We start from the raw sequence: 19285 nt of genomic DNA, 5'->3' as shown, positions 1-19285 counted from the left end.
TTTGTCGTTAGACGCTGAAAATTGATACATTTTGTATCTATCTCGTAATTTACTTGACACCGGGACTAATGTCAAGGCTTTAAAGCTATAAAAACAAGCAAAACACAAAAAAAGCTCCAAAAATGCGACAAAAGTCTCGCATTTATGGAGCCTCATGTTAGGTAAATGATACAATTCGGTTCAATGTATGGGTTAATACTATTTCCTGATCAGTCACTTTTGTCGACCTGCGAGGTATCCTCATTTTTCTGATTTGGATAATACCAGAGTAAGGTCCACTCATCGCCATCCTCTACCAGATAACAGGTCTGCACAATATCGAATTGGCCAAAGGTACCTGAGTACTTCTGCGTGACCCGGATTCTGTAGGCTTCAGAAAATGGCTTAACGCCATCAATCACGGTTACATCGAACTCGCGCTCCGGCTTTTCCATCTCCAGCTCAAACGTTTCCACGCCAAAATGCTGCATAAATATATGTGCTCTGTTCTGTACGTAAGCGCTCTTGGGAAACCGCTCTTTCATCAGGGGATGAAAGAGTTCCCACGAACTGCCGAAGTCACCCGTCTGCTCATATTTGTAGAACTCTTCGGCAACAGCAGCAGCTTCATCCGATGTATCTGCCTGAAACAAATACGGAATGGTTCTGGCAATCAACCACAGCAATAATACAATGATCGTGATGAACCCGATCTTTTTGAGCAAAGCATTCCGGTTCCTTCTTCGCAGCATGTCCAGTCCTCCTTGTCCTACTCCATACTTATGATGGATGGCAGACAAGTAGAAGTTGAACGATACATCTAATTTCCTGGGAAATCACTCGCTGTGAATGGAAGTACGCTTTCCTTTTCTGATCCTTCGGATCATGGACTGAAGTGCTGCATATATGGCAATCCCACAGCAGCCGCCGAGCAAGTCTACTCCAACATCACGTATCGAGCTTGTCCGATCCGGGCTGAACTGCTGAATATACTCATCAATGGAGGCTATAACAAACACCACAGCCAGAGCAGAAACGATACTGGTCACAAGGGAGGTTCTTCTGTACCGCATCCCGCCGTACACAAGCACGGCGAGCACAGCGTATACAAATAAGTGCGCACTCTTGCGAAAGATGAACTCTGCAAAATCATACGGCCGCTGCTTCAGCGAATACTCATACTCCCCGTAAGTGAATTGCACATCAGGAAGTGTAAAACCGATGTGCAATTTTTGAGACCATTTATGAAGCCAAGGCTGAATGTCTTGCTGTTGAGAGGATTGCGTGGACATGGACCAGATGACCAGAATCCAGATCACAATCAACAGCAGAGCAATGAGAAATCCGTATGTTCTTCGTACATGCTTTTGTCTCGTGCGCCCGGAGCCCTCCTCCATCATTTTGATCTTCACCACTTTCATATCTCTATCGTTATTCTATTGATCCAACATACATGCCTCTGCCATTTGTACCTACATATACCTGACCATAGATTTGACGGTCTGCCGCCATAATTTGCGGTTCATTGCCCAGCCCGATTCCATTACCTAAAGGACCTATATTGTTCCAGGTTATCCCCATATCATCGGAACGGAAGAATCCATGCACGTTATTTACGGTGCCATATACATAGACAGCCGGAACCAATCTGCCGGGCTGAGCTTTACCAAAGGCAAATAATTTGGAATTCTGTACACCCTGGATCTTGGAAAATGTATTTCCCGAATTCGTTGATGCATATAATCCATCGGTTCCCAGACTCACCCATACATTATTCGCCACGCCAGGTGCAGCCTCGACTTTAATGAAGCTTGTATTGATATCCGTATTAATCGGAAGGCGAACCGTATTCGCTTTGGACCAGTTGGCACCTGCATCCGTAGACCGATACAGATAACCAGCAGCATACATATAAAATTTATATCCATTGATGCGATCCGCAGCCAGTGGATGATTATAGGCAAAGACCATATTCCCCCCGATGGCCTGAAAAGGGGCACCATTCATATTTTGCCATGTTGCACCACGATTCGTGCTTCTGACCGGATTACCGGTCTGGGGGTAATAAACAATTACATTTGGATTAATAGCTGAATAGGCGACCCTCCCCAGTTTGGAGCCAGCCGGAACATTCATTGGAGTTACTGTAACTCCGTTATTGGAAGAGACAAATAAACGTGTGGTGGTACCATACCAGTCACTGCTTCCCAGAAATATCATGTAATTCGGATTTGCCTCGTGATAGTCAATACTCACAATTTCTCGCATACCTGAGAGCGGGATTTTATTAAGAGGAACATCGGTTACATTTTCATGTCTAAATCCGACTTGATCCGTTAAACCACTAAAAAATGAAACACCCTGAGGTGGTGTGGATGCCGTGAGTGCGACGACTTCTTCATGACCATCGGTAATGGCTTCCCAAGTACTCGCTGTATTGCCAGTCAATCCATTGGTACCATTGATATTTTCCGTCTTGTACACGCCAAACCAGTCTGTAGCGTATACGGTGCCCGGATTATGCGGATCAAACTTGATACTGGATGTGGCTGAGAAAAACATGTTGGGTGTCCACCAGGACGGTTTGGATACCAGCGTTTTGCTCACTGTTGTCCAACTCTGTCCGCCATTAACGGAACGATACAGTGGCAGATTATCTCCGCCTGTTCGAACGGCTGCCAGGATGTGATTATCATTATTGGGATCAATCGTGATTCCATAATAAGATGAGTAACTGGAGCTGGGTGTTATATTTGTCCACTGCACACCATTGAACTTGTAGACGCCCTGATTATCCGTGGTCACATACAACGTCCCGTTCTTCGCCACAGTCATACGTGCAGGATATTCGGGACTTCTCCCGGTAAGTTGCCAAGTGGTCTGCCCATTGCTTCTTGGTGCTTTGCTGTACACACCAATGCCGCGAACCCCCGCATACACAACTTGACCTTGCTTCGTCACGGGATTCAATCCATAAGCTACACTCCGAATTCCCTCACCGGACAGTCCGCTAGGTACATCCCATACCTTGCTCCATGTGGCTGCACCATCACTGGAAGTGTACAATCCATCATATCGTGTACCCACATGCAGGTAATTGGAGTTCGTGGGATTAACCGCGATGCTCTCTCCCATGGCTCGATGGATATTTCCATTTGATTCATTCCGAAGATTAAGTCCGGTTCGAGTCCAGGTCTCTCCCCGATCTGTGGATTTCAGAATATCACTCGGCCCCACGTTCCCGTACTTCCCAGCAGCGATATACACGACATTAGGGTTTTGCTGATCCAGCGCAATTCCATCCACGCCGTACAGATTGCTGTCCTCATCTCCAAAATGATCCAGTAGTGGAACCCAATCTCCTGAAGCTGTATCCAACCGATATACTCCTCCAACGTCAGTTCGAGCGTAAACCAGATCAGGCTCAGTCGGATGAATTACCACCCCTGTAACGTACCCCCCACCACCAATAGGTATATTATTCCATTGATAGTTTTGAGCTGATTGAACATAATTTGTACTTGCCGGTATCATGAGCATATACATTAGTAGCACAATCAGGGACAATTTCATTAGCCTGGAGATACGCATCTGGTTCACCGCCCTATCCGATCATTTTGAATGTTCTTCAATCATCTGATGTATCCTATCTCGTTCCGATTGTTCCACGATATAGTAATACACTCCGTCTATTTTCTTGCCCGTGCCTTTAATCTCAACGGATTCAATATGATCCAGTACCGAACGATAATTGGAGAACATCTGCTTCATCTCATCAAAGGTAACGTCGGTTCTGACGTGAGCACTGACTTCGTCCAGCAACGTCTCCAGTTGCAATACGTTGGATACCTGGACCGTATTCTTCAGCACTTGTTTGATGATCTCCCGCTGGCGGTCATTCCGCCCGAGATCTCCCTTCGGATCATCATAACGCATCCGCGAAAATCCCAAAGCAGCTTCACCATCCAGATGAATATTCCCTTGCTCGAACCGGTAACCCTCATAGTCAAATGCAAACGGGTTATTCACATCCACTCCACCCACCATGTCGATGACTTGTGCAAAGCCCTCCATATTCACTTTCATGTAGTAATGTATGGGAACGTTGAGCAATTGTTCCACGGTCTGCACAGACATGTTAACGCCCCCAAAAGCATAGGCATGGTTGATCTTATCCTCCGTGCCGTGACCAACAATATTCGTTCTGGTATCTCGAGGAATGTTAAACATAAGTGCGGATTTTTTCGCAGGATTAACACTTAATACAATCATGGTGTCGGAGCGCCCCCGATCATTGGAACGTTCATCCACACCCAGAATCAAAGCATTAAAAGGTTCTTCATTCTCCATATCCACAGGGAAATCTCCCCCACCCCGCTGGTCTACAATGGATACCTGCTTGATGGGTTCCCGGGGTTCATACATTTGATCCGCCGCTGATTTAACATGCGAATACAGATACACAGAATATCCAATCATGACAACTGCAACAAGGGAAATGGCACCTAATGTTATTTTGATCCCGCGTCTCATGTTATGGCCTCCGTTAGATGACTGCCGTTTTTCTACCATCGATATTGGTTAGACCTGGACGACCAACGGAGTAGTATTGGAAGGACGTATCTTTAATCTGATCTTCTCCGTAGATGTTTCTTCCATCAATCAGGATGGGTTGATTCATATGCGCTGCCAAATCAGTCAGATTAACCTCCATAAACTCTTTCCATTCCGTCAGAACACAGAGTGCATCAGCACCTTCCGCCGCTTTCATGGCACGCTCTTCCCACGTAATGGATGGGGAATCCACCTCTTTGCGGAAGTTCTCGGTAGCGATGGGGTCATATGCCCGAATCACTGCTCCCTGCTCAAGCAAACGCTGAATGATCTCAATCGCCGGAGCATCACGAACGTCATCGGTATCCGGTTTGAAAGCGAGCCCCCAGATGGCTATCTCCTTCCCTTCGAGTGAGCCTAGTGCGTCTTCCAGTTTACGAATGACGTTAAAGCGTTGATCTTTGTTCACTTCCACCACGGACTTCAGCAATTTGAAGTCATAATCCACATTACCTGCAATTTGAATCAGAGCTTGTGTATCCTTAGGGAAACAGGAACCTCCGTAACCAATGCCAGCCTTGAGAAAGGAAGCACCGATTCGTCTGTCATAGCCCATGCCTTCGGCAACACGGCTGACATCTGCTCCTACTTTTTCACAGATGTTAGAGATTTCGTTGATAAATGAGATCTTGGTTGCGAGGAAAGCGTTGGATGCATATTTAATCATTTCGGCCGAGCGAATATCCGTAACAATAATCTGATCGGTTAATGGCTGATGCAGCTCTTTCAACGTGGCGACTGCCCGCTCACTATGTGTCCCAATGACTATCCGGTCAGGATAGAGCGTATCCTGGACAGCGGTACCTTCTCGCAGGAACTCCGGTACCGATGCCATGTCGAATGGATGATTCGTCAAACTGCTGATCCATTCCTGAATACGATCGTTAGTTCCGACAGGAACAGTGCTTTTAGTCATTATTATTTTATAATTATCCATATAAGAACCTATTTCTCGAGCGACAAGCTCAATAAAGCTCAGATTTGCTTCGCCATTAGGCAGGGATGGCGTACCCACCGCGATAATGATGATATTCGAACGACTGATAGCATCCTGAATATTGGTGGTGAAGGACAGCCTTCCTGCTTTCATATTGGCATTCATGATATCCTTCAGACCCGGTTCATAGATCGGAACATGACCGTCCATTAACATATTCACTTTTTCCACATTGTTGTCGACACAGATCACGTTATTTCCCAGTTCCGAAAAACATACGCCCGATACCAAACCCACATACCCTGTGCCAATCACCGTAATATTCATTCCATAATCTCCCCCATGTTCTAATGTGTTGGTTACGCGTGCTTCACATATGTCTGAACAATGTCCTGCCATTCGGTAGACACTCTAACGATATCTTCCTCAATCAGCTGACTGCCGATCTGTACTTCAATGATCTCCAGTTCCGTAACGGCTCTGACGGAATGAAGCATACTCCGGTCAATGATCACCGTATCTCCTTGCCCAATCATTCGGCTCTGCCCATTCAGAATCAATTCCCCAGTTCCTGATACAACCGTCCATACCTCATTGCGAAGCAAATGGTATTGATAACTCAGGTTTTTCCCGGCACTGATGCAGATTCGTTTGGTGAGAACCTCGCCGCCAGCTTCGTTTCTTGTGTAATCCAGAACCCGGTAGCAACCCCACCTGCGCTCCTCATACATGGGGCGTTGATCCTCGTTCTTCAAGATTTCCTTGATCCGTGGGCTGGCTTCTTTGTCGCTGACCAGAATGCCATCCGGACTCACGGCGACCACCACATCCGACAAGCCCAATATGGCAACCGGAATGTTCAATTCATTGACCAGGTGGGTATTCAGGGAATCTCCCGTAATCCACCCTTTTCCTACAACCGAGCTTCCCATCTCTTCCGTGAGTGTGTTCCACGTGCCTAGATCTTTCCAGAAGCCGTTATACGGAATAGCAATAATCTGATTTGCCTTCTCGACAACCTGGTAATCAAAACTAATCTTGTTCAATCTTCCGTATTGCTTCAGCATCTCGTCATACTGGATCGGCAGTTCCATCTCAATGAGCAGATTAATCAAATAACCAAGTTTAAAAGCAAAAACCCCGCAATTCCATAATGCGGCCTGCTCAATCATGAGGACCGCATCGGATTCGCAGGGTTTCTCCTGGAACTTCGCTACATTCACGTATTCATTGTTATTTTCACTGGAAGATTGGGATTGCGGAATGATGTATCCGTACTTCTCTGACGGGTGCGTCGGCACAACTCCCATCAAGGCCAGATCAGCACCAGACTTATCAAGCATCTCCGGTAAGGTTGCCAGCACTTCGAAGAATTCTTTTTCAACAAAGGGATCTACAGGCAACACCGCAATCGTCTCATTCAGACTCACACTCTCTACGGAATACAGATAGGAGGCTGCCAGCGCAATCGCAGGAAACGTATCTCTGCGCTCAGGCTCCACAACCAGTCTCACATCGTCTCCCAGCTGAGAAGTCAGAATCTCCACCTGTGGCAAACTGGTCGCAATAAGTGCCTCTGATGCAAGTCCGGCATGATTCAGCTGTCGCCATACCCGCTGTACCATGGATTCCGGATTTCCCTCTGGCCCATGAAGAACTTTAAGAAATTGCTTGGATCTGGAATCGTTGGATAACGGCCAGAGACGCTTGCCAGAACCACCGGATAACAGAATACTTCTCATAGGGCTGCACCATCCGATAACACAACCGTACTTGCTCCCTTGCCGGTCTCGGTTGGTTTGTTATATGTGCTGGTCTGATTGGATTCCAGTCTGCCTGCCGGATTGCTCTTGGTCCAAGCTGCATAATAATTCGAGTTCTTGCCGTATGAATTATCCAGCAGGATGTTCGGTTGATCCAGGAGACAGGCCAGAATATGTCCATGCAGACGGGATGTCGTGATGGTTTGGTATTGATTGAATTCCTTAATGGCCGTATGTACCATCCGATCAGAGTATTTGTACCACAACCAGCGGGCGAAAGAGCTGCCTTTCCCTGACTTTAACCGGGATGTAATCATCCGAATGATCTTCCGGTCTACCCGGTTGTACAATGTCTCCCAGTCTTTAAACGTGGCCTTAGATCCACTGACGGATTCGTAATGCACCTGATTCTGAGTTTTCTCAATGTCTTTCCGGAAGAAATACAACATCTCTGCAGTAGGCTTGCTCTTGGACTTAAGAGGCCATAACTGATGCGCCATATCCGGAGATAGATACACATTGGTTTGTTGAAATTCTTTACTGGCTATCTCATAAGATAAGGTGTCCCGGACAAAAAAGTGCACATCCTTATGACGATTGAATACTTGGGCTGTCTTCTTCAATTCAATATCACTCTTGTAAAACATCGTCTGTGGCAGAATGACAATCCGGTGATTCGGATGCTGGGCAATCATGCGCTCTCTCAATTTCTGATGGGCAGGGTACAGATCACCAAAGTTACCTCCCCCGTGCAACACAATCGTGATACCTTCCGGTACCTTGAGGGACAAAGGGCAATCCAGAATGCTGTATCTGGCACGTACATGAATATCATTGTCCCGGAAGAAAGCCTCAGTACCTTTCATAATCAACAAGTCGCCACCATTGCTATGCACCGGGTAATCCAAATAATAGATTTCGGTGCGCGGTGGAATGACCTTCAAAATCTGACGTAAATGTCCCTTCAACTCTTCCATTGGATGAATATTGTTAGTGCCCAGCATCTCCATCTCCTCCTTGGGTGACTCTTCTTCTTTTTTTGTTTAACCGTTCATAGAGAAACGTCAGATCTTCCTTGTCATAGAACATGGCGGCAAACTTCACCTTAAATACAATCTTCATCGCAGCCACAGTAACCACCATTCGTACAATGGACCCGATCAATAAGGCAATCGCAATTCCGTTGAGCCCCCACAACGGGGTGAATACAAAGAACAAAGCCACCGTTACCGAGAGTGCAATGAGCTGTCTGATCATCACAAGCCCTGGCCGACCAAGTGCATTAAATGCGGATGCCAGAATCCAGGAGCCACCACCAATGATGCATTCCACAGCCAAAATATAAAATGCTACGCTCGCCTCCAAAAATTCGGAGCCAAACAGAAGACCCATCAGGTAGTTCCCCACAAACATGGTGGGTATTACAATGATCATCATGACCATGAGCGAGATGCGGAAGGCTCTGCCAACTGTTCGAATAATCTGCTCTTGGGGCAATCCAGTCACTTTTGGGAAAACAACATTGCTAATCGCCGTCTGAACTGCGTTATAGATTCGGGATAACGCAAATACGACGGAATACAGTCCAAAATCACGCGGGGTGAGCAAAGCCAAAATAATGATTTTATCAAACTGGGTATACAGCGTTCCTAACAATTCAACACCATACACCTTGCTGCCATAACCAAAAAGCTTCTTCGCCGAACTCTGGTCCACCCGATCCTTGAACCATCTCAGTCTCAATTCATTACGGTTGGCATAGATAGCCCACGCCACCACGGAGAAGCTGGTTACAAAATAGATCGCAGCTGCGAGCTGAATGCTCAGCATGCCCAGGCCCCATAACACAAAAAGCCCGCCTACATTAAACAGGGGGATCATTAACCGGATACCATTATATACAGCGAATTTCTCCCGACTCTGTGAGAGCGCTGATATGAGATTGATGACAATAAGTACCGGAACGGTAGCAATCGTATACCATCTGGATATCTGCACGACCTCCGGCGGAAAGCTGGAGAGCCAGAATGGTAATCCAAACCAGGCCACAATACCAATGATGATGCACACCGGAACTTGAAAAAGAAAGCTTAACCGAACATACTGCGCACTCTTCTCGGTTACGCTCTGTTTGATGTTATAAATGATAGAAGTTGGTAGTCCAAATCCGACCAATCCGGTTAAGAGCGCTGGCCAGAACAGGATGGCCGAGAATGCGCCCTTTCCCTCTACGCCGAACATACGTGACGTCAAAATGGAAGACAACATCGTCAGTGTCATGACCAGCAGATTGGTTCCACTTGTCTGAAATATGGCACTCATTAAGCCGTTTCCTCTGAATACTTTGCGAAGTGCAACTTGCGCCATAGCGATCCTCATCCCTTACTGTTTTGACGAAGCGACCCAACAATCATGCCGTTTCGGTAACATACTTTGGCAAGCTGACGTGTGAACCGATCTGCATTATAAATGTAGATCAGTGAGGTTGTGATCCCCTGTGCAAGCTTGATGCCATGTTTGGCCGTACGCACAACACCACGATCCTGATCCCGAATGGCATCACTCACACCTTGCCAATAGATTCGGCGCAGAAACCAGTTCTTTGTCGTTCGCTCTTTGGCTACTTTATGTTGTACCGCGCCATACGGCGTGTAATATACCTTGAACTTTGTCCGTATTCTTGCAATCAACTCACTCTCTTCACTGGAGAGGAGATTGTTACCCACTCTTCCAAGATCTTCACGGAAGGGAGCCAGTTGATCAAAGACAGATAAACGAAAAGCCACATTGGCACCAAATGGAATATAGGGACTTTTCATTTCAGTGACTTCATCTGCAAAATCCAGAATGGTGAACAGCGACCTGTTCTCCGGTGGAATCCACATTGGCTCAGGCACTTCCCAGATCGGATCAATCTTGCCACCGACACAGCCGATATTTTCATTCATCTCAAACACACTAACGATCTGGCGAATCCAGTCCCTGCAAGCAAAGGCATCATCGTCAAGGAACAGGATATACTCGCCACGTGCCTCGTGAATGGCCCGGTTACGGGCGACAGACAAGCCTTGCTTTTCTTCCAACACATAACGGATCGAATGGTTCTCATGCTGCAAGATGGTTTGAAGCACGACTTCCCGTGTGTTGTCTTTTGAATTGTTATCAATGAGTATGATCTCATAGTCGCTGCTTGCGTAATTCTGTTGTATTGCACTTCGTATGGCCTCTACCGCATCCTGTGCACGGTTATACGTACAGATCGCGACGGTTACTTTCATCATTTCATCCCCATATTTTTCAATTAGGTCCACCCGTTCATCTGCACTAACTGGAGTACAGAGTAAGTGTCCTTTGGGCAATCACTGGCCAATCCAGCCGCTCCAACGCTTTGACAAAACCACTGCCTTCCTGAAACTCCGATTGTTTTAACCGGATCATATTCATTGCCTTGAGCAATCCATCCGGATCCGAAGGTTCGTAGAGTACCGCACAATCTTCGGGCAGATATTCCTCCAACAAGCCAATCCGTGGTGCCACCACAGGTTTACAGAAGGTCAATGCCAGAATCGCACTGCCTGAAGTTGCAATTTGCTTGTATGGAAGAATGATCGAATCAACTGCATCAAAATAATCCGAATATTCATCATCTTCGATGAAATGAAAATGAGTATGAATATGTCCACTCTTGAGAAATTCATCTCCAAGGTCATAATCCTTTACCTTTTTGCCGGCAATCAACAGATGGGCTTGTTCGGAATCCAGATCCTTGAATGCCTCCAGCAAATCATCCACGCCCTTGTACGGCGACACCTGACCGAAGAACGCATACACATAACTATCCTCCGGGATGCCAAACCGGGAGCGGATATTCACGCCTTTACCCTGATACACTCCCTTGTAATGTCCATGCGGAATAACCTCGATCCGGCTGGAATCAATCCCAAACGTCGAACAGATCTCCGAGATCAAGGGTTTGCCCATGACAATCAGCTTGGAGCAATTTTGGACCAGTATTTTTCTCATCCAATAATCAAACCGCGTCTTGCCGCTGTTGTGAGGCCAGATGTTATGCACCGTCCAGAACAATTTGGCCCCGCGCAAGCGTGCAAAACAAATCATCAATACATACAGAATGGACTTGATCACTGTTGTCAGCACGGATGAACCTCTGTAATAGAAGCTGGGCCAATGAAAATGCAACACATCATTTTTTTTCAGTTTGATTAGATCTCTTTTGGTAAACTGTTTCACTTCCCATCCCTTGTTCTCAATGGAATCGGATAACAGCTCATTGAATTTATTGTTCTCAATCATCTTGGGCAGCATATACACCGTCGGATTTTCCATCCAGGCACCTCTTACTTTAGTTTCATTCGCACAGGTTCCTCTGTATACGTTCCAACTGCGCGCCTTGCATGAAATCTCATTAGAAATCCTTGCATCATAATTTTGGTATTACGCTTGAGCAGCACCCAATCTTTCCACCAAGGGTAGAGCGACAGTGCTTTTTTCAAATAAACGTTATTGCGAACTGTATTTCTCGACCATTCGAGCATTCGATAATGGTGTAACTGACGGCGCTTCTGTTCCTTGGACATGTCATTGTAGTATTTCAAAATAATCTTGCGTTGGCCCTTGTACTTGGCCGTTGTAGAGGTTGAAATTCGTGGACCACTGTGGATGTTGATATCCACCAGCGGTTCTTTCACATTCACGGCGATGTAGCCTCGTTTCAATATACGCAGATAAAAATCATAATCCTGAGCGGATGTCAGATTTTCATCAAATCGAACTTCACGAGCCAGTGAGGTAAGTACCATGATTTTGGACGTTTCCCCAATCCAGTTGAATGTAAGCAGATCCTCATACCGAATAACATCGCGAGGTTCCACCGACAATTTCCGTTTGACCACCTGATGCTGCTCATTCGTGTATGCGAGATACTTGCTGCAAAAGGTGAATGATTCCTGTGTACGCTCCAGCACTTCCGCCTGGGTTTTTATTTTGTCAGGCATCCATTCATCATCATCATCCAGGAAGGCAATGTACTTGCCATTGGCTTGGGATATCCCTACATTCCGTGCATGGTTGGCTCCTTTGGGATATGGAACTCGGATGTACCGAATCCGTGAATCTTCCCGGGTCCAAGCCTGACAGATCTCTGGCGTCTGATCTTCTGAGCCATCATCCACAATGAAAATCTCCAGATACGGATGTGTTTGCTCCCGTACACTTCTCAACGCATTTTTCAATAACTCGGCCCGGTTATGGGTCGTAATGATGCAAGATACCAAGGGGTTCATTTCATCACCTTTTCCTGTTCACTAGGATACCTTCACTTGAAGTGCATCATATATTCCTGATAATCTGCCCACGAGAAGATTCATATCGAACTTATCCGATATAATCTCTCTGTTATGTGAACCCATTCTTGCTCTAACCTCTTCATCCGTGATGAGATATTCCAGCGCTGATGTCAGCCCGTGCACATCTCCCGGCTCGATTAACAGCCCATTATGACCGGATGTAATCACTTCGGGGATGCCTCCGACGGTGGTCGATATAATGGGCAAGCCACAATTCATTGCTTCAAGTATGGCCATAGGTAATCCCTCATGATAAGAAGGCAGGACCAGTAGATCCGCTTCCCGCATCAGTTTTTCCTTTTGCTCTCCGTTAATCCAGCCGAGTACATTGACACGATCCTCTATTCCATACTGCTGCACGATTGCTTTGACTTCTTCGACTTCACCATCCCCTGCCAGATTAAAGGTAGCTGTAACGCCTAGCGCCTTCAATTGCTGAATGGACTGAAGCAGATCGTAGACTCCTTTACGCTCACCGAGTCTGCCCATGAAGAGAGCATTAACGGCTGTTTGTTGTTCTCTTACAAACGGTTCTTTGACAAAGACCCCGTTATAAAGAACCTCAATCGCTGTCTCCGGCACAATCGTAGCAAAGTATTCTTTCCACGTCTGGGACAAGACAATCAACTTGTCTGCCTGATTCAGAATGTAGTGACAATACTTGCGCTGCAGAGCAAAATGATTGTAGAAATCATCAAAGCTGGCCGCATGAATATGCAGAATAACTGACTTTCGAAACAACTTTCGTGCGGATAGCAGAAATAGAGACTTCCGATAAAAGCTCCCGTTGTTTGCCATATGAATATGAACGATATCCGGCTTGAACGTGTACAGTTTCATCCAGAATTGCATGAATCCCCGTATAAAAATAAGCAGCCGTGAGAACACGCTGCCCGTGATATACGTTTCGACCCGCTGCATGGCATACATTTCCGAGATGGAGGAATCCTCAATGTTTTTGATGACACTCACAATTCCGCCCATATCCTTCAAGGATGATCCAACAACCAATACTTTTGGTTTCATGATAGACTCCTTTTTTTCATGGTTAATCTTCATACCTCTTACAGACTATTCACGTAATTTTTGATGGATGAAATCAGATCAGACTGTTTTCTCACATAAGGCTGGAACGTCAGCTCTTCTATGCAAGGAACCAGTTTTTGTAATTCAGCCTGACTCTCCGCGACGGCCACATAGCCGTTATCCTGAAAAACCTTGGAGATTTCAAGCTGATGGTCATCCACATGTTCGCCCCATTCTTTCCGGCGTGGAATGACAATAACCGGCTTGCCGCGTTCAAGACAATTTGTAATGGAGCCAACACCCGCATGAGAAATAATGCATCTGCTGCGCTCCACATATTCATTCATCTCTTCCTGCGTGAGGAAAGGAATCACAGTGAAATTCCGCGGCTGATACTCGGTATATCCGGATTGGGCAACAACCTCTTCTTCAATAATTCCTGCCTCAATCGCCTCATCAATAAGCTCAAACATCCGATTGAAGGGAAAACGCTGGGTTCCAACGATAGCAAATATCAAAATAAAGCCCCCCTGTACTTCGCATTGGGATAGCTATCCTGCAACGTTTCCCATTGAATGAAGAACTCATCCGAGATTTTGTACATCAATCTACCGGTTGCGCTGGAGGAATAGATTTTGGCATAACTTTCGATATAAATCAGCTTGGCACCAAAGATTTTACCGATGAGGCAAAAAGGGTATGTGGCTCCCGCCCCTGTTGTAATGATCACCTTTGGACGCTCACGCAGATATAGAAAGAACGATTTGATAATATTAGCCACAAAGATTAGCAAGAACATCGCATTTTTACGCTCTTGCTGCATTAAGAAGTATACTTTGCCCTGTGCCGAATCGACTTTTCTGCTTTTGTTCTTCTCGGTAATCAGGAAATAATCATGTTCTTCAACCGCAGGAATAATTTTTGTTAATTCATCAAAATGGCCGCCTGTAGAACTGATCAAACAGACCTTCATGTTCTAATCTCCTTTGAAAAGGATACGTCCTTGGCTCGCTGTATCTGTATATCCACTTCTGCTTCAGCCCCTGACTTGGAATGGACTCCATTTCCCGTAGCATATAACGCGTTCAGGAAGATACAGAATGGAGCAATCAGATGAACCGTGGACAGGGTATTGTCAAAAAAGGAATAGGTCAGGAAACCTATAATCATACCGGCAAAATACAACCGGATCATGCCGCCCAATCGGAAGTAAACAGCCCGAAACACCAGTAGCAGCGATAGAAACAACAGGATGGCTCCAACTAACCCGCCATCGTAATAAAAACGAATGTATTCATTATGCGGAACAACGAAGCCAGAAAAAATACTTCCATCATTCGCTACGAGAGTTGAGCCGAGTCCACGTCCAAATATCGGATACTCATTTGCTTTGCCAATAAAATAATTCCAGGCTACATCCCTTCCCGACAAGCCTTTGCTCTCTGACCTCATCTCATAATTGTCCCACTGTGCAATCACCATATAGGCCACAGCGACAACAAACAGAATGAGAGGAATAATCGCACTGACTCTGCCTTTGATGAAGGCTTTTAGTTGATCAAAGAGGTAGACCAGAATAATCGGTATAAGCGCAATAAGTGGCCCCCTTGTTCCCGTCTGGACCAGAATGACCAGATGTGTCAAGGTAAGCATGTAATACAGAACTACCTGATGGCCTTGCTTGATCTGAATCAGACAGACGCAGATGGAGATAAAACACAGCATGGCCAGATGCGCGGCGATGTTGGCACCCTGTAACCGGGTTACTCCCGACATCTCCAGGTTAGTAATGGACAATATGCCGGCGAGTTGCAGAATATAACCACCAGCAAGACTGAACAGCGGCAACCATGCGAGTACACGTATAATTCGTTGACTGATCTCTCTTGAAAAATGGGGCATCAGCAACAAAAAAGGAACAATGACTCCCAGAAAGGCCTTGAATGGATCGAGCGGACTAACCTTACTGGGCAGATCAGATAGAAAATAACTCTCCACAAATAAAAAACCAATCGCCAGTGCAGGATATATCAACTCTTTGCGAATACCAAAGCGTAGAAAAAGAGAGACGACAAAACCCAGAATCGCCAGCTTGTAGAAGGACAGCGAATCCAGTCCTGCCAGATGAATGCTAAATATTTTATCAATGGATAATGAAAAACTTACGATGAGAATCATAAAAATCCAGCTGGGCTGTTTAATATAAACGCCCAGCAGAATCACAGCTATGAGTGCAACAACCGAGACTAGCGGAAGATAGATTGCTGCGAAGACAATTACCAGCGAAAAAAGAATGATATTAAACGACTTCATATTTAATGCAGCAAGTATACCGGTCTTTTGCATATCTGCTATGCCACCTCAAAGCCAGAATCGTGTTTCAAAACGCATCCTTCGAACCTACCAGCACCTTGAACGTTCTGAAGATAATTTTGATATCCACCATCATGCTGCGCTCACGGGCATACGTCAGATCCAGCTCCACCATTTCCTCAAAACCAACACTATTTCGACCGCTGACTTGCCATAATCCCGTACATCCCGGGATCATCTGAAGACGTTGTCTGTCATAGGAAGTGTAGTTCTGCACTTCTCTGGGCAGAGCCGGTCTGGGTCCAACGAGACTCATCTCTCCTCTGAACACGTTCCACAACTGTGGCAGCTCATCCAGACTGGTTTTCCGAATGAACTTGCCAATCCGGGTAATGCGGGGATCATTTTTCATTTTGAACATATTCCCGTTCACTTCATTCTGATCAATCAGCTGTTCCAGCAGATCTTCTGCATTCGCAACCATCGACCTGAATTTGTACATATGAAACTCTTTTCCATTCTGTCCGACCCGTACCTGACGAAAAAAAACAGACCCCTGCGGGGCCTCGATTTTGATCAGTAATCCGATGACCGCAAACAAGGGGCACAAAATGATCAAACCTATGAAAGAACCCAGCAAATCGAGCATTCTTTTCATAAATAGATACACTTTATCCGCATTTTGTCCTGACATCGTTGATGCATTGTACCCCAGACTTGGGTCCATAACAATCTCCGCTTCCTTCGTTTGGGGAGATGGACTCATTCAAACTCCCCCCCGGCTACATGTTCTACCGACTCTTTTTCCAGAATCTGTTGCAGAGCTTGCAGCATTGGAATTCTAAGTTCCTGTTTTTGCAGAGCGAAGTCGATAGTTGTCAAAATGAATCCCAGTTTCTCGCCCACGTCATAACGTACTCCCTCGAAATCGTAAGCATACACTCCTTGTGTCTCATTTAAGCGCTGAATCGCATCTGTTAATTGAATCTCTCCCCCTTGACCAATCTCTTGTTGCTCCAGATGTTCGAAAATCTCTGGACTCAGTACGTATCTCCCCATAATCGCCAGGTTGGATGGCGCTGTGCCTTGGGCAGGTTTCTCTACGAATCTGAGAACCTCTGTCAAACGGCCATCCGATTGAAGCGGGTCCACAATGCCGTATCTGTCTGTTTGTTCAGCCAGTACGGTTTGTACGCCAACAATGGAATGTTGAACCTGATCATATTGATCGATCAATTGTTTGGTGCACGGAACTTCCGATACGACGATGTCATCTCCGAGCAACACGGCAAAAGGTTCGTCACCGATAAAGTTACGTGCACACCAGACAGCATGACCAAGTCCTTTGGCCTCTTTTTGTCTTATGTAGTGGATATCCACGTTAGAGGATTTGCGGACCTCTTCAAGCAAGCCCAGTTTCCCTTTTTCCAGCAAGTTGTGCTCCAGTTCAAAAGCGTTGTCGAAATGATCTTCAATTGCCCGCTTCCCTTTACCCGTTACGATGATGATGTCTTCGATTCCAGAGGCAATGGCTTCCTCAACGATATACTGTATAGTTGGTTTGTCCACAATAGGGAGCATTTCTTTGGGCATCGCTTTTGTGGCTGGCAAAAATCGTGTACCTAGTCCAGCTGCAGGAATGATTGCTTTTCTCACTTTTTTCATAAATACCACCCTATCCTCTTTTTTTTTAGTTTGATAAAAGTTGAACCAGGGCATCTAACCCGTCCTCACGTCATACCTTCGACGATTAACGTCTAAGGTTCATTGAACCCACAGCATGACCGAGTGCCTACAGTGATAAAGGTGCAGTAGACATTACCTGTTTACTTGGGAGCATTGGATGGAAGGTTTACTTCTCTCCGTAGCCCACCGGAACTGCAGCGTTTTTGATATTGTTCAGGATTGCGCCCAGGATTCGTGCATTCACATGCTCCAGAGCAGCCTTGGTCTTCTTCACCAGTTCCTTCTTGACCTTGCCCGAGTTCACGACCAGCAGCACACCATCACACAGCGAACTCACAATGAGTGCATCCGTTACTGCAAGCACCGGCGGTGTATCAAACATGATGACATCATAATGATCCTCTAACTTCTCAATCAGCCTTTTCATCCGGTTGGAACCGATCATCTCGGAAGGGTTCGGCGGAATTGGGCCAGAAGTGAACAATTGGAGATTGTCGATATAACTCTCTCTAAGCACGTCTTCCACACTGTACTGATTAGACAGCACACTACTCAGACCGATATGATTCGGTACAGAAAACACCTGGTGCAAAGAAGGATTACGCAGATCCGCATCGATCAGCAGAACTTTTTTGCCTTCCTGGGCATAGGTTACCGCCAGGTTGCTAATCGTTGTGGTCTTGCCTTCGCCGGATTCAGCGGAAGCCACCATGATTTTTTTGATATGACTGTCGATTGAGGAGAACTGGATGTTCGTCCGTAATTTACGGTATCCCTCCGAGATCTGAGATCTGGAGTTAAAATAGGTCACCAGACTGTTATTTTCATTGGTTAGCCGCGACATATTTGCCATCCCCCACTTTCTGTTGAGATACGTAATTTTTCGTATTTTTCAGATCGTCTTTTTTCATTTTGGATATCACTGTAAGCACAGGTAGGCCCAGCTCTTTTTCAAGCTCAGTTTCGGATTTGAATGTGTCATCCAGATAATCCATCAGGAATACAAGTGCAATGGCGAGCACAAGACCTGCGAACAGACTGACAATGATGCTTAATGTGGTTTTCATATTGATTGGAGATGCGTTACTATCCACTTTTGCTTCACTGAGGATAGCCACATTATCGATTTTCATGATTAGGGGGATTTGAGATTGGAACACGTTGGAGATGGCATTGACCGTTTTTGCGGCTTTTTCGTAGGTAGTCCCTTGTACAGTTATGCTCATCACTTGGGATTCGCTGGCTGTAGAGACGGAAGTGCTATTCATGAGCTGAGCAGAGGTTAAGCCTAGGTCCGGATACGTGGTAGCGACTTTATCCATAATGGCGGAAGATTTAATAATTTCTCTGTATGAGTTAATGAGTTTGATATTGGTTTGAATCATGCTGAAGTCCATCATCGCCTGGCCTTGAACGTTAGAGGTCTGGTTCACGATCAGTTTGGAACTTGCCTCATAGATGGGCTGGGTGAAGAAAATGCTTTTAACCCCTGCACCCACACCGGCTATCAAAGCAATTGCAACAATCAACCACAGTTTCTTTTGTAAGAGTCGAAAATATCCTTTCAGTTCCACTTTCATTCCTCCTATACGTTGTGATCT

Annotated in this window: 19 protein-coding genes; all 19 read right to left on the bottom strand. The window is 45.8% G+C overall.

Going from position 1 to position 19285, the window contains the following annotated elements; genetic code table 11:
* Positions 1-209 precede the first annotated feature (209 nt).
* Positions 210-731 carry a hypothetical protein gene (locus MKY95_RS06770; RefSeq protein ID WP_017690106.1) on the bottom strand — a complete coding sequence of 174 codons (522 nt, stop codon included), beginning with the start codon at positions 729-731 and terminating at the stop codon, positions 210-212.
* A gap of 84 nt (positions 732-815) precedes the next feature.
* A complete protein-coding gene (locus MKY95_RS06765) occupies positions 816-1400 on the bottom strand; it encodes a VanZ family protein (RefSeq protein ID WP_047841975.1) in 585 nt (194 codons plus the stop codon).
* Positions 1401-1410: 10 nt separating this feature from the next.
* Entirely contained in the window at positions 1411-3552 is a 2142-nt protein-coding gene (locus tag MKY95_RS06760) for a hypothetical protein (RefSeq protein WP_143781081.1), read from the bottom strand.
* Between the two features lie 39 nt (positions 3553-3591).
* Positions 3592-4512, bottom strand: a complete 921-nt coding sequence (locus MKY95_RS06755) for an LCP family protein (protein ID WP_036668922.1) — start codon at positions 4510-4512, stop codon at positions 3592-3594.
* Between the two features lie 13 nt (positions 4513-4525).
* Positions 4526-5857 carry a UDP-glucose/GDP-mannose dehydrogenase family protein gene (locus tag MKY95_RS06750; protein WP_076319071.1) on the bottom strand — a complete coding sequence of 444 codons (1332 nt, stop codon included), beginning with the start codon at positions 5855-5857 and terminating at the stop codon, positions 4526-4528.
* A 32-nt stretch (positions 5858-5889) separates the two neighbouring features.
* Complete coding sequence (locus MKY95_RS06745; RefSeq protein WP_076319070.1) at positions 5890-7272, bottom strand: sugar phosphate nucleotidyltransferase; 1383 nt, start codon at positions 7270-7272, stop codon at positions 5890-5892.
* Positions 7269-8297, bottom strand: a complete 1029-nt coding sequence (locus MKY95_RS06740) for a polysaccharide pyruvyl transferase family protein (RefSeq protein WP_047841970.1) — start codon at positions 8295-8297, stop codon at positions 7269-7271. The genes MKY95_RS06745 and MKY95_RS06740 overlap by 4 nt, the downstream gene beginning before the upstream one ends.
* Positions 8284-9660, bottom strand: a complete 1377-nt coding sequence (locus MKY95_RS06735; protein ID WP_076319069.1) for an oligosaccharide flippase family protein — start codon at positions 9658-9660, stop codon at positions 8284-8286. The genes MKY95_RS06740 and MKY95_RS06735 overlap by 14 nt, the downstream gene beginning before the upstream one ends.
* Before the next feature lie 8 nt (positions 9661-9668).
* Positions 9669-10574 carry a glycosyltransferase gene (locus MKY95_RS06730; RefSeq protein ID WP_256721310.1) on the bottom strand — a complete coding sequence of 302 codons (906 nt, stop codon included), beginning with the start codon at positions 10572-10574 and terminating at the stop codon, positions 9669-9671.
* Positions 10575-10617: 43 nt separating this feature from the next.
* Positions 10618-11640 (bottom strand): glycosyltransferase, encoded by a 1023-nt coding sequence (locus tag MKY95_RS06725; protein ID WP_076209611.1) that lies wholly within the window; start codon positions 11638-11640, stop codon positions 10618-10620.
* An 11-nt stretch (positions 11641-11651) separates the two neighbouring features.
* Entirely contained in the window at positions 11652-12596 is a 945-nt protein-coding gene (locus MKY95_RS06720) for a glycosyltransferase family 2 protein (RefSeq protein WP_076319067.1), read from the bottom strand.
* Between the two features lie 21 nt (positions 12597-12617).
* Positions 12618-13685: a glycosyltransferase family 4 protein gene (locus MKY95_RS06715; protein ID WP_076319066.1), complete on the bottom strand. Its 1068-nt coding sequence runs from the start codon at positions 13683-13685 to the stop codon at positions 12618-12620.
* A gap of 38 nt (positions 13686-13723) precedes the next feature.
* Entirely contained in the window at positions 13724-14203 is a 480-nt protein-coding gene (gene pssE / locus MKY95_RS06710) for a PssE/Cps14G family polysaccharide biosynthesis glycosyltransferase (protein WP_036611327.1), read from the bottom strand.
* Entirely contained in the window at positions 14200-14658 is a 459-nt protein-coding gene (pssD, locus tag MKY95_RS06705; protein ID WP_036611329.1) for a PssD/Cps14F family polysaccharide biosynthesis glycosyltransferase, read from the bottom strand. Before pssD ends, pssE begins: the two co-directional genes overlap by 4 nt.
* The gene (locus tag MKY95_RS06700) at positions 14655-16031 is read right to left on the bottom strand and encodes an O-antigen ligase family protein (RefSeq protein WP_076319065.1); all 1377 of its coding nucleotides are present in this window, start codon (positions 16029-16031) and stop codon (positions 14655-14657) included. Before MKY95_RS06700 ends, pssD begins: the two co-directional genes overlap by 4 nt.
* A 34-nt stretch (positions 16032-16065) precedes the next feature.
* Positions 16066-16725: a sugar transferase gene (locus MKY95_RS06695; protein WP_243391516.1), complete on the bottom strand. Its 660-nt coding sequence runs from the start codon at positions 16723-16725 to the stop codon at positions 16066-16068.
* A 35-nt stretch (positions 16726-16760) separates the two neighbouring features.
* Positions 16761-17663 (bottom strand): UTP--glucose-1-phosphate uridylyltransferase GalU, encoded by a 903-nt coding sequence (gene galU / locus MKY95_RS06690; RefSeq protein WP_036611572.1) that lies wholly within the window; start codon positions 17661-17663, stop codon positions 16761-16763.
* A 187-nt stretch (positions 17664-17850) separates the two neighbouring features.
* On the bottom strand, positions 17851-18528 hold the full coding sequence (locus tag MKY95_RS06685) for a CpsD/CapB family tyrosine-protein kinase (protein ID WP_339197658.1): 678 nt from the start codon (positions 18526-18528) through the stop codon (positions 17851-17853).
* A complete protein-coding gene (locus MKY95_RS06680; protein WP_235193748.1) occupies positions 18509-19264 on the bottom strand; it encodes a Wzz/FepE/Etk N-terminal domain-containing protein in 756 nt (251 codons plus the stop codon). The genes MKY95_RS06685 and MKY95_RS06680 overlap by 20 nt, the downstream gene beginning before the upstream one ends.
* Positions 19265-19285 lie beyond the last annotated feature (21 nt).

Source organism: Paenibacillus sp. FSL P4-0176 (assembly GCF_037975265.1).
Taxonomy (GTDB): domain Bacteria; phylum Bacillota; class Bacilli; order Paenibacillales; family Paenibacillaceae; genus Paenibacillus; species Paenibacillus amylolyticus.
Note: the sequence above shows the minus strand (reverse complement) of the source record. Positions and strands in the feature narration are given on the sequence as shown.

Bases quoted from the DNA above. Each gene is read 5' to 3' on its own strand.
- MKY95_RS06770 (WP_017690106.1), bottom strand. From the start codon at position 731: ATGCTGCGAAGAAGGAACCGGAATGCTTTGCTCAAAAAGATCGGGTTC.
- MKY95_RS06765 (WP_047841975.1), bottom strand. From the start codon at position 1,400: ATGAAAGTGGTGAAGATCAAAATGATGGAGGAGGGCTCCGGGCGCACG.
- MKY95_RS06760 (WP_143781081.1), bottom strand. From the start codon at position 3,552: ATGAAATTGTCCCTGATTGTGCTACTAATGTATATGCTCATGATACCG.
- MKY95_RS06755 (WP_036668922.1), bottom strand. From the start codon at position 4,512: ATGAGACGCGGGATCAAAATAACATTAGGTGCCATTTCCCTTGTTGCA.
- MKY95_RS06750 (WP_076319071.1), bottom strand. From the start codon at position 5,857: ATGAATATTACGGTGATTGGCACAGGGTATGTGGGTTTGGTATCGGGC.
- MKY95_RS06745 (WP_076319070.1), bottom strand. From the start codon at position 7,272: ATGAGAAGTATTCTGTTATCCGGTGGTTCTGGCAAGCGTCTCTGGCCG.
- MKY95_RS06740 (WP_047841970.1), bottom strand. From the start codon at position 8,297: ATGCTGGGCACTAACAATATTCATCCAATGGAAGAGTTGAAGGGACAT.
- MKY95_RS06735 (WP_076319069.1), bottom strand. From the start codon at position 9,660: ATGGCGCAAGTTGCACTTCGCAAAGTATTCAGAGGAAACGGCTTAATG.
- MKY95_RS06730 (WP_256721310.1), bottom strand. From the start codon at position 10,574: ATGATGAAAGTAACCGTCGCGATCTGTACGTATAACCGTGCACAGGAT.
- MKY95_RS06725 (WP_076209611.1), bottom strand. From the start codon at position 11,640: ATGGAAAATCCGACGGTGTATATGCTGCCCAAGATGATTGAGAACAAT.
- MKY95_RS06720 (WP_076319067.1), bottom strand. From the start codon at position 12,596: ATGAACCCCTTGGTATCTTGCATCATTACGACCCATAACCGGGCCGAG.
- MKY95_RS06715 (WP_076319066.1), bottom strand. From the start codon at position 13,685: ATGAAACCAAAAGTATTGGTTGTTGGATCATCCTTGAAGGATATGGGC.
- pssD (WP_036611329.1), bottom strand. From the start codon at position 14,658: ATGAAGGTCTGTTTGATCAGTTCTACAGGCGGCCATTTTGATGAATTA.
- MKY95_RS06700 (WP_076319065.1), bottom strand. From the start codon at position 16,031: ATGCAAAAGACCGGTATACTTGCTGCATTAAATATGAAGTCGTTTAAT.
- MKY95_RS06695 (WP_243391516.1), bottom strand. From the start codon at position 16,725: ATGGACCCAAGTCTGGGGTACAATGCATCAACGATGTCAGGACAAAAT.
- galU (WP_036611572.1), bottom strand. From the start codon at position 17,663: ATGAAAAAAGTGAGAAAAGCAATCATTCCTGCAGCTGGACTAGGTACA.
- MKY95_RS06685 (WP_339197658.1), bottom strand. From the start codon at position 18,528: ATGTCGCGGCTAACCAATGAAAATAACAGTCTGGTGACCTATTTTAAC.
- MKY95_RS06680 (WP_235193748.1), bottom strand. From the start codon at position 19,264: ATGAAAGTGGAACTGAAAGGATATTTTCGACTCTTACAAAAGAAACTG.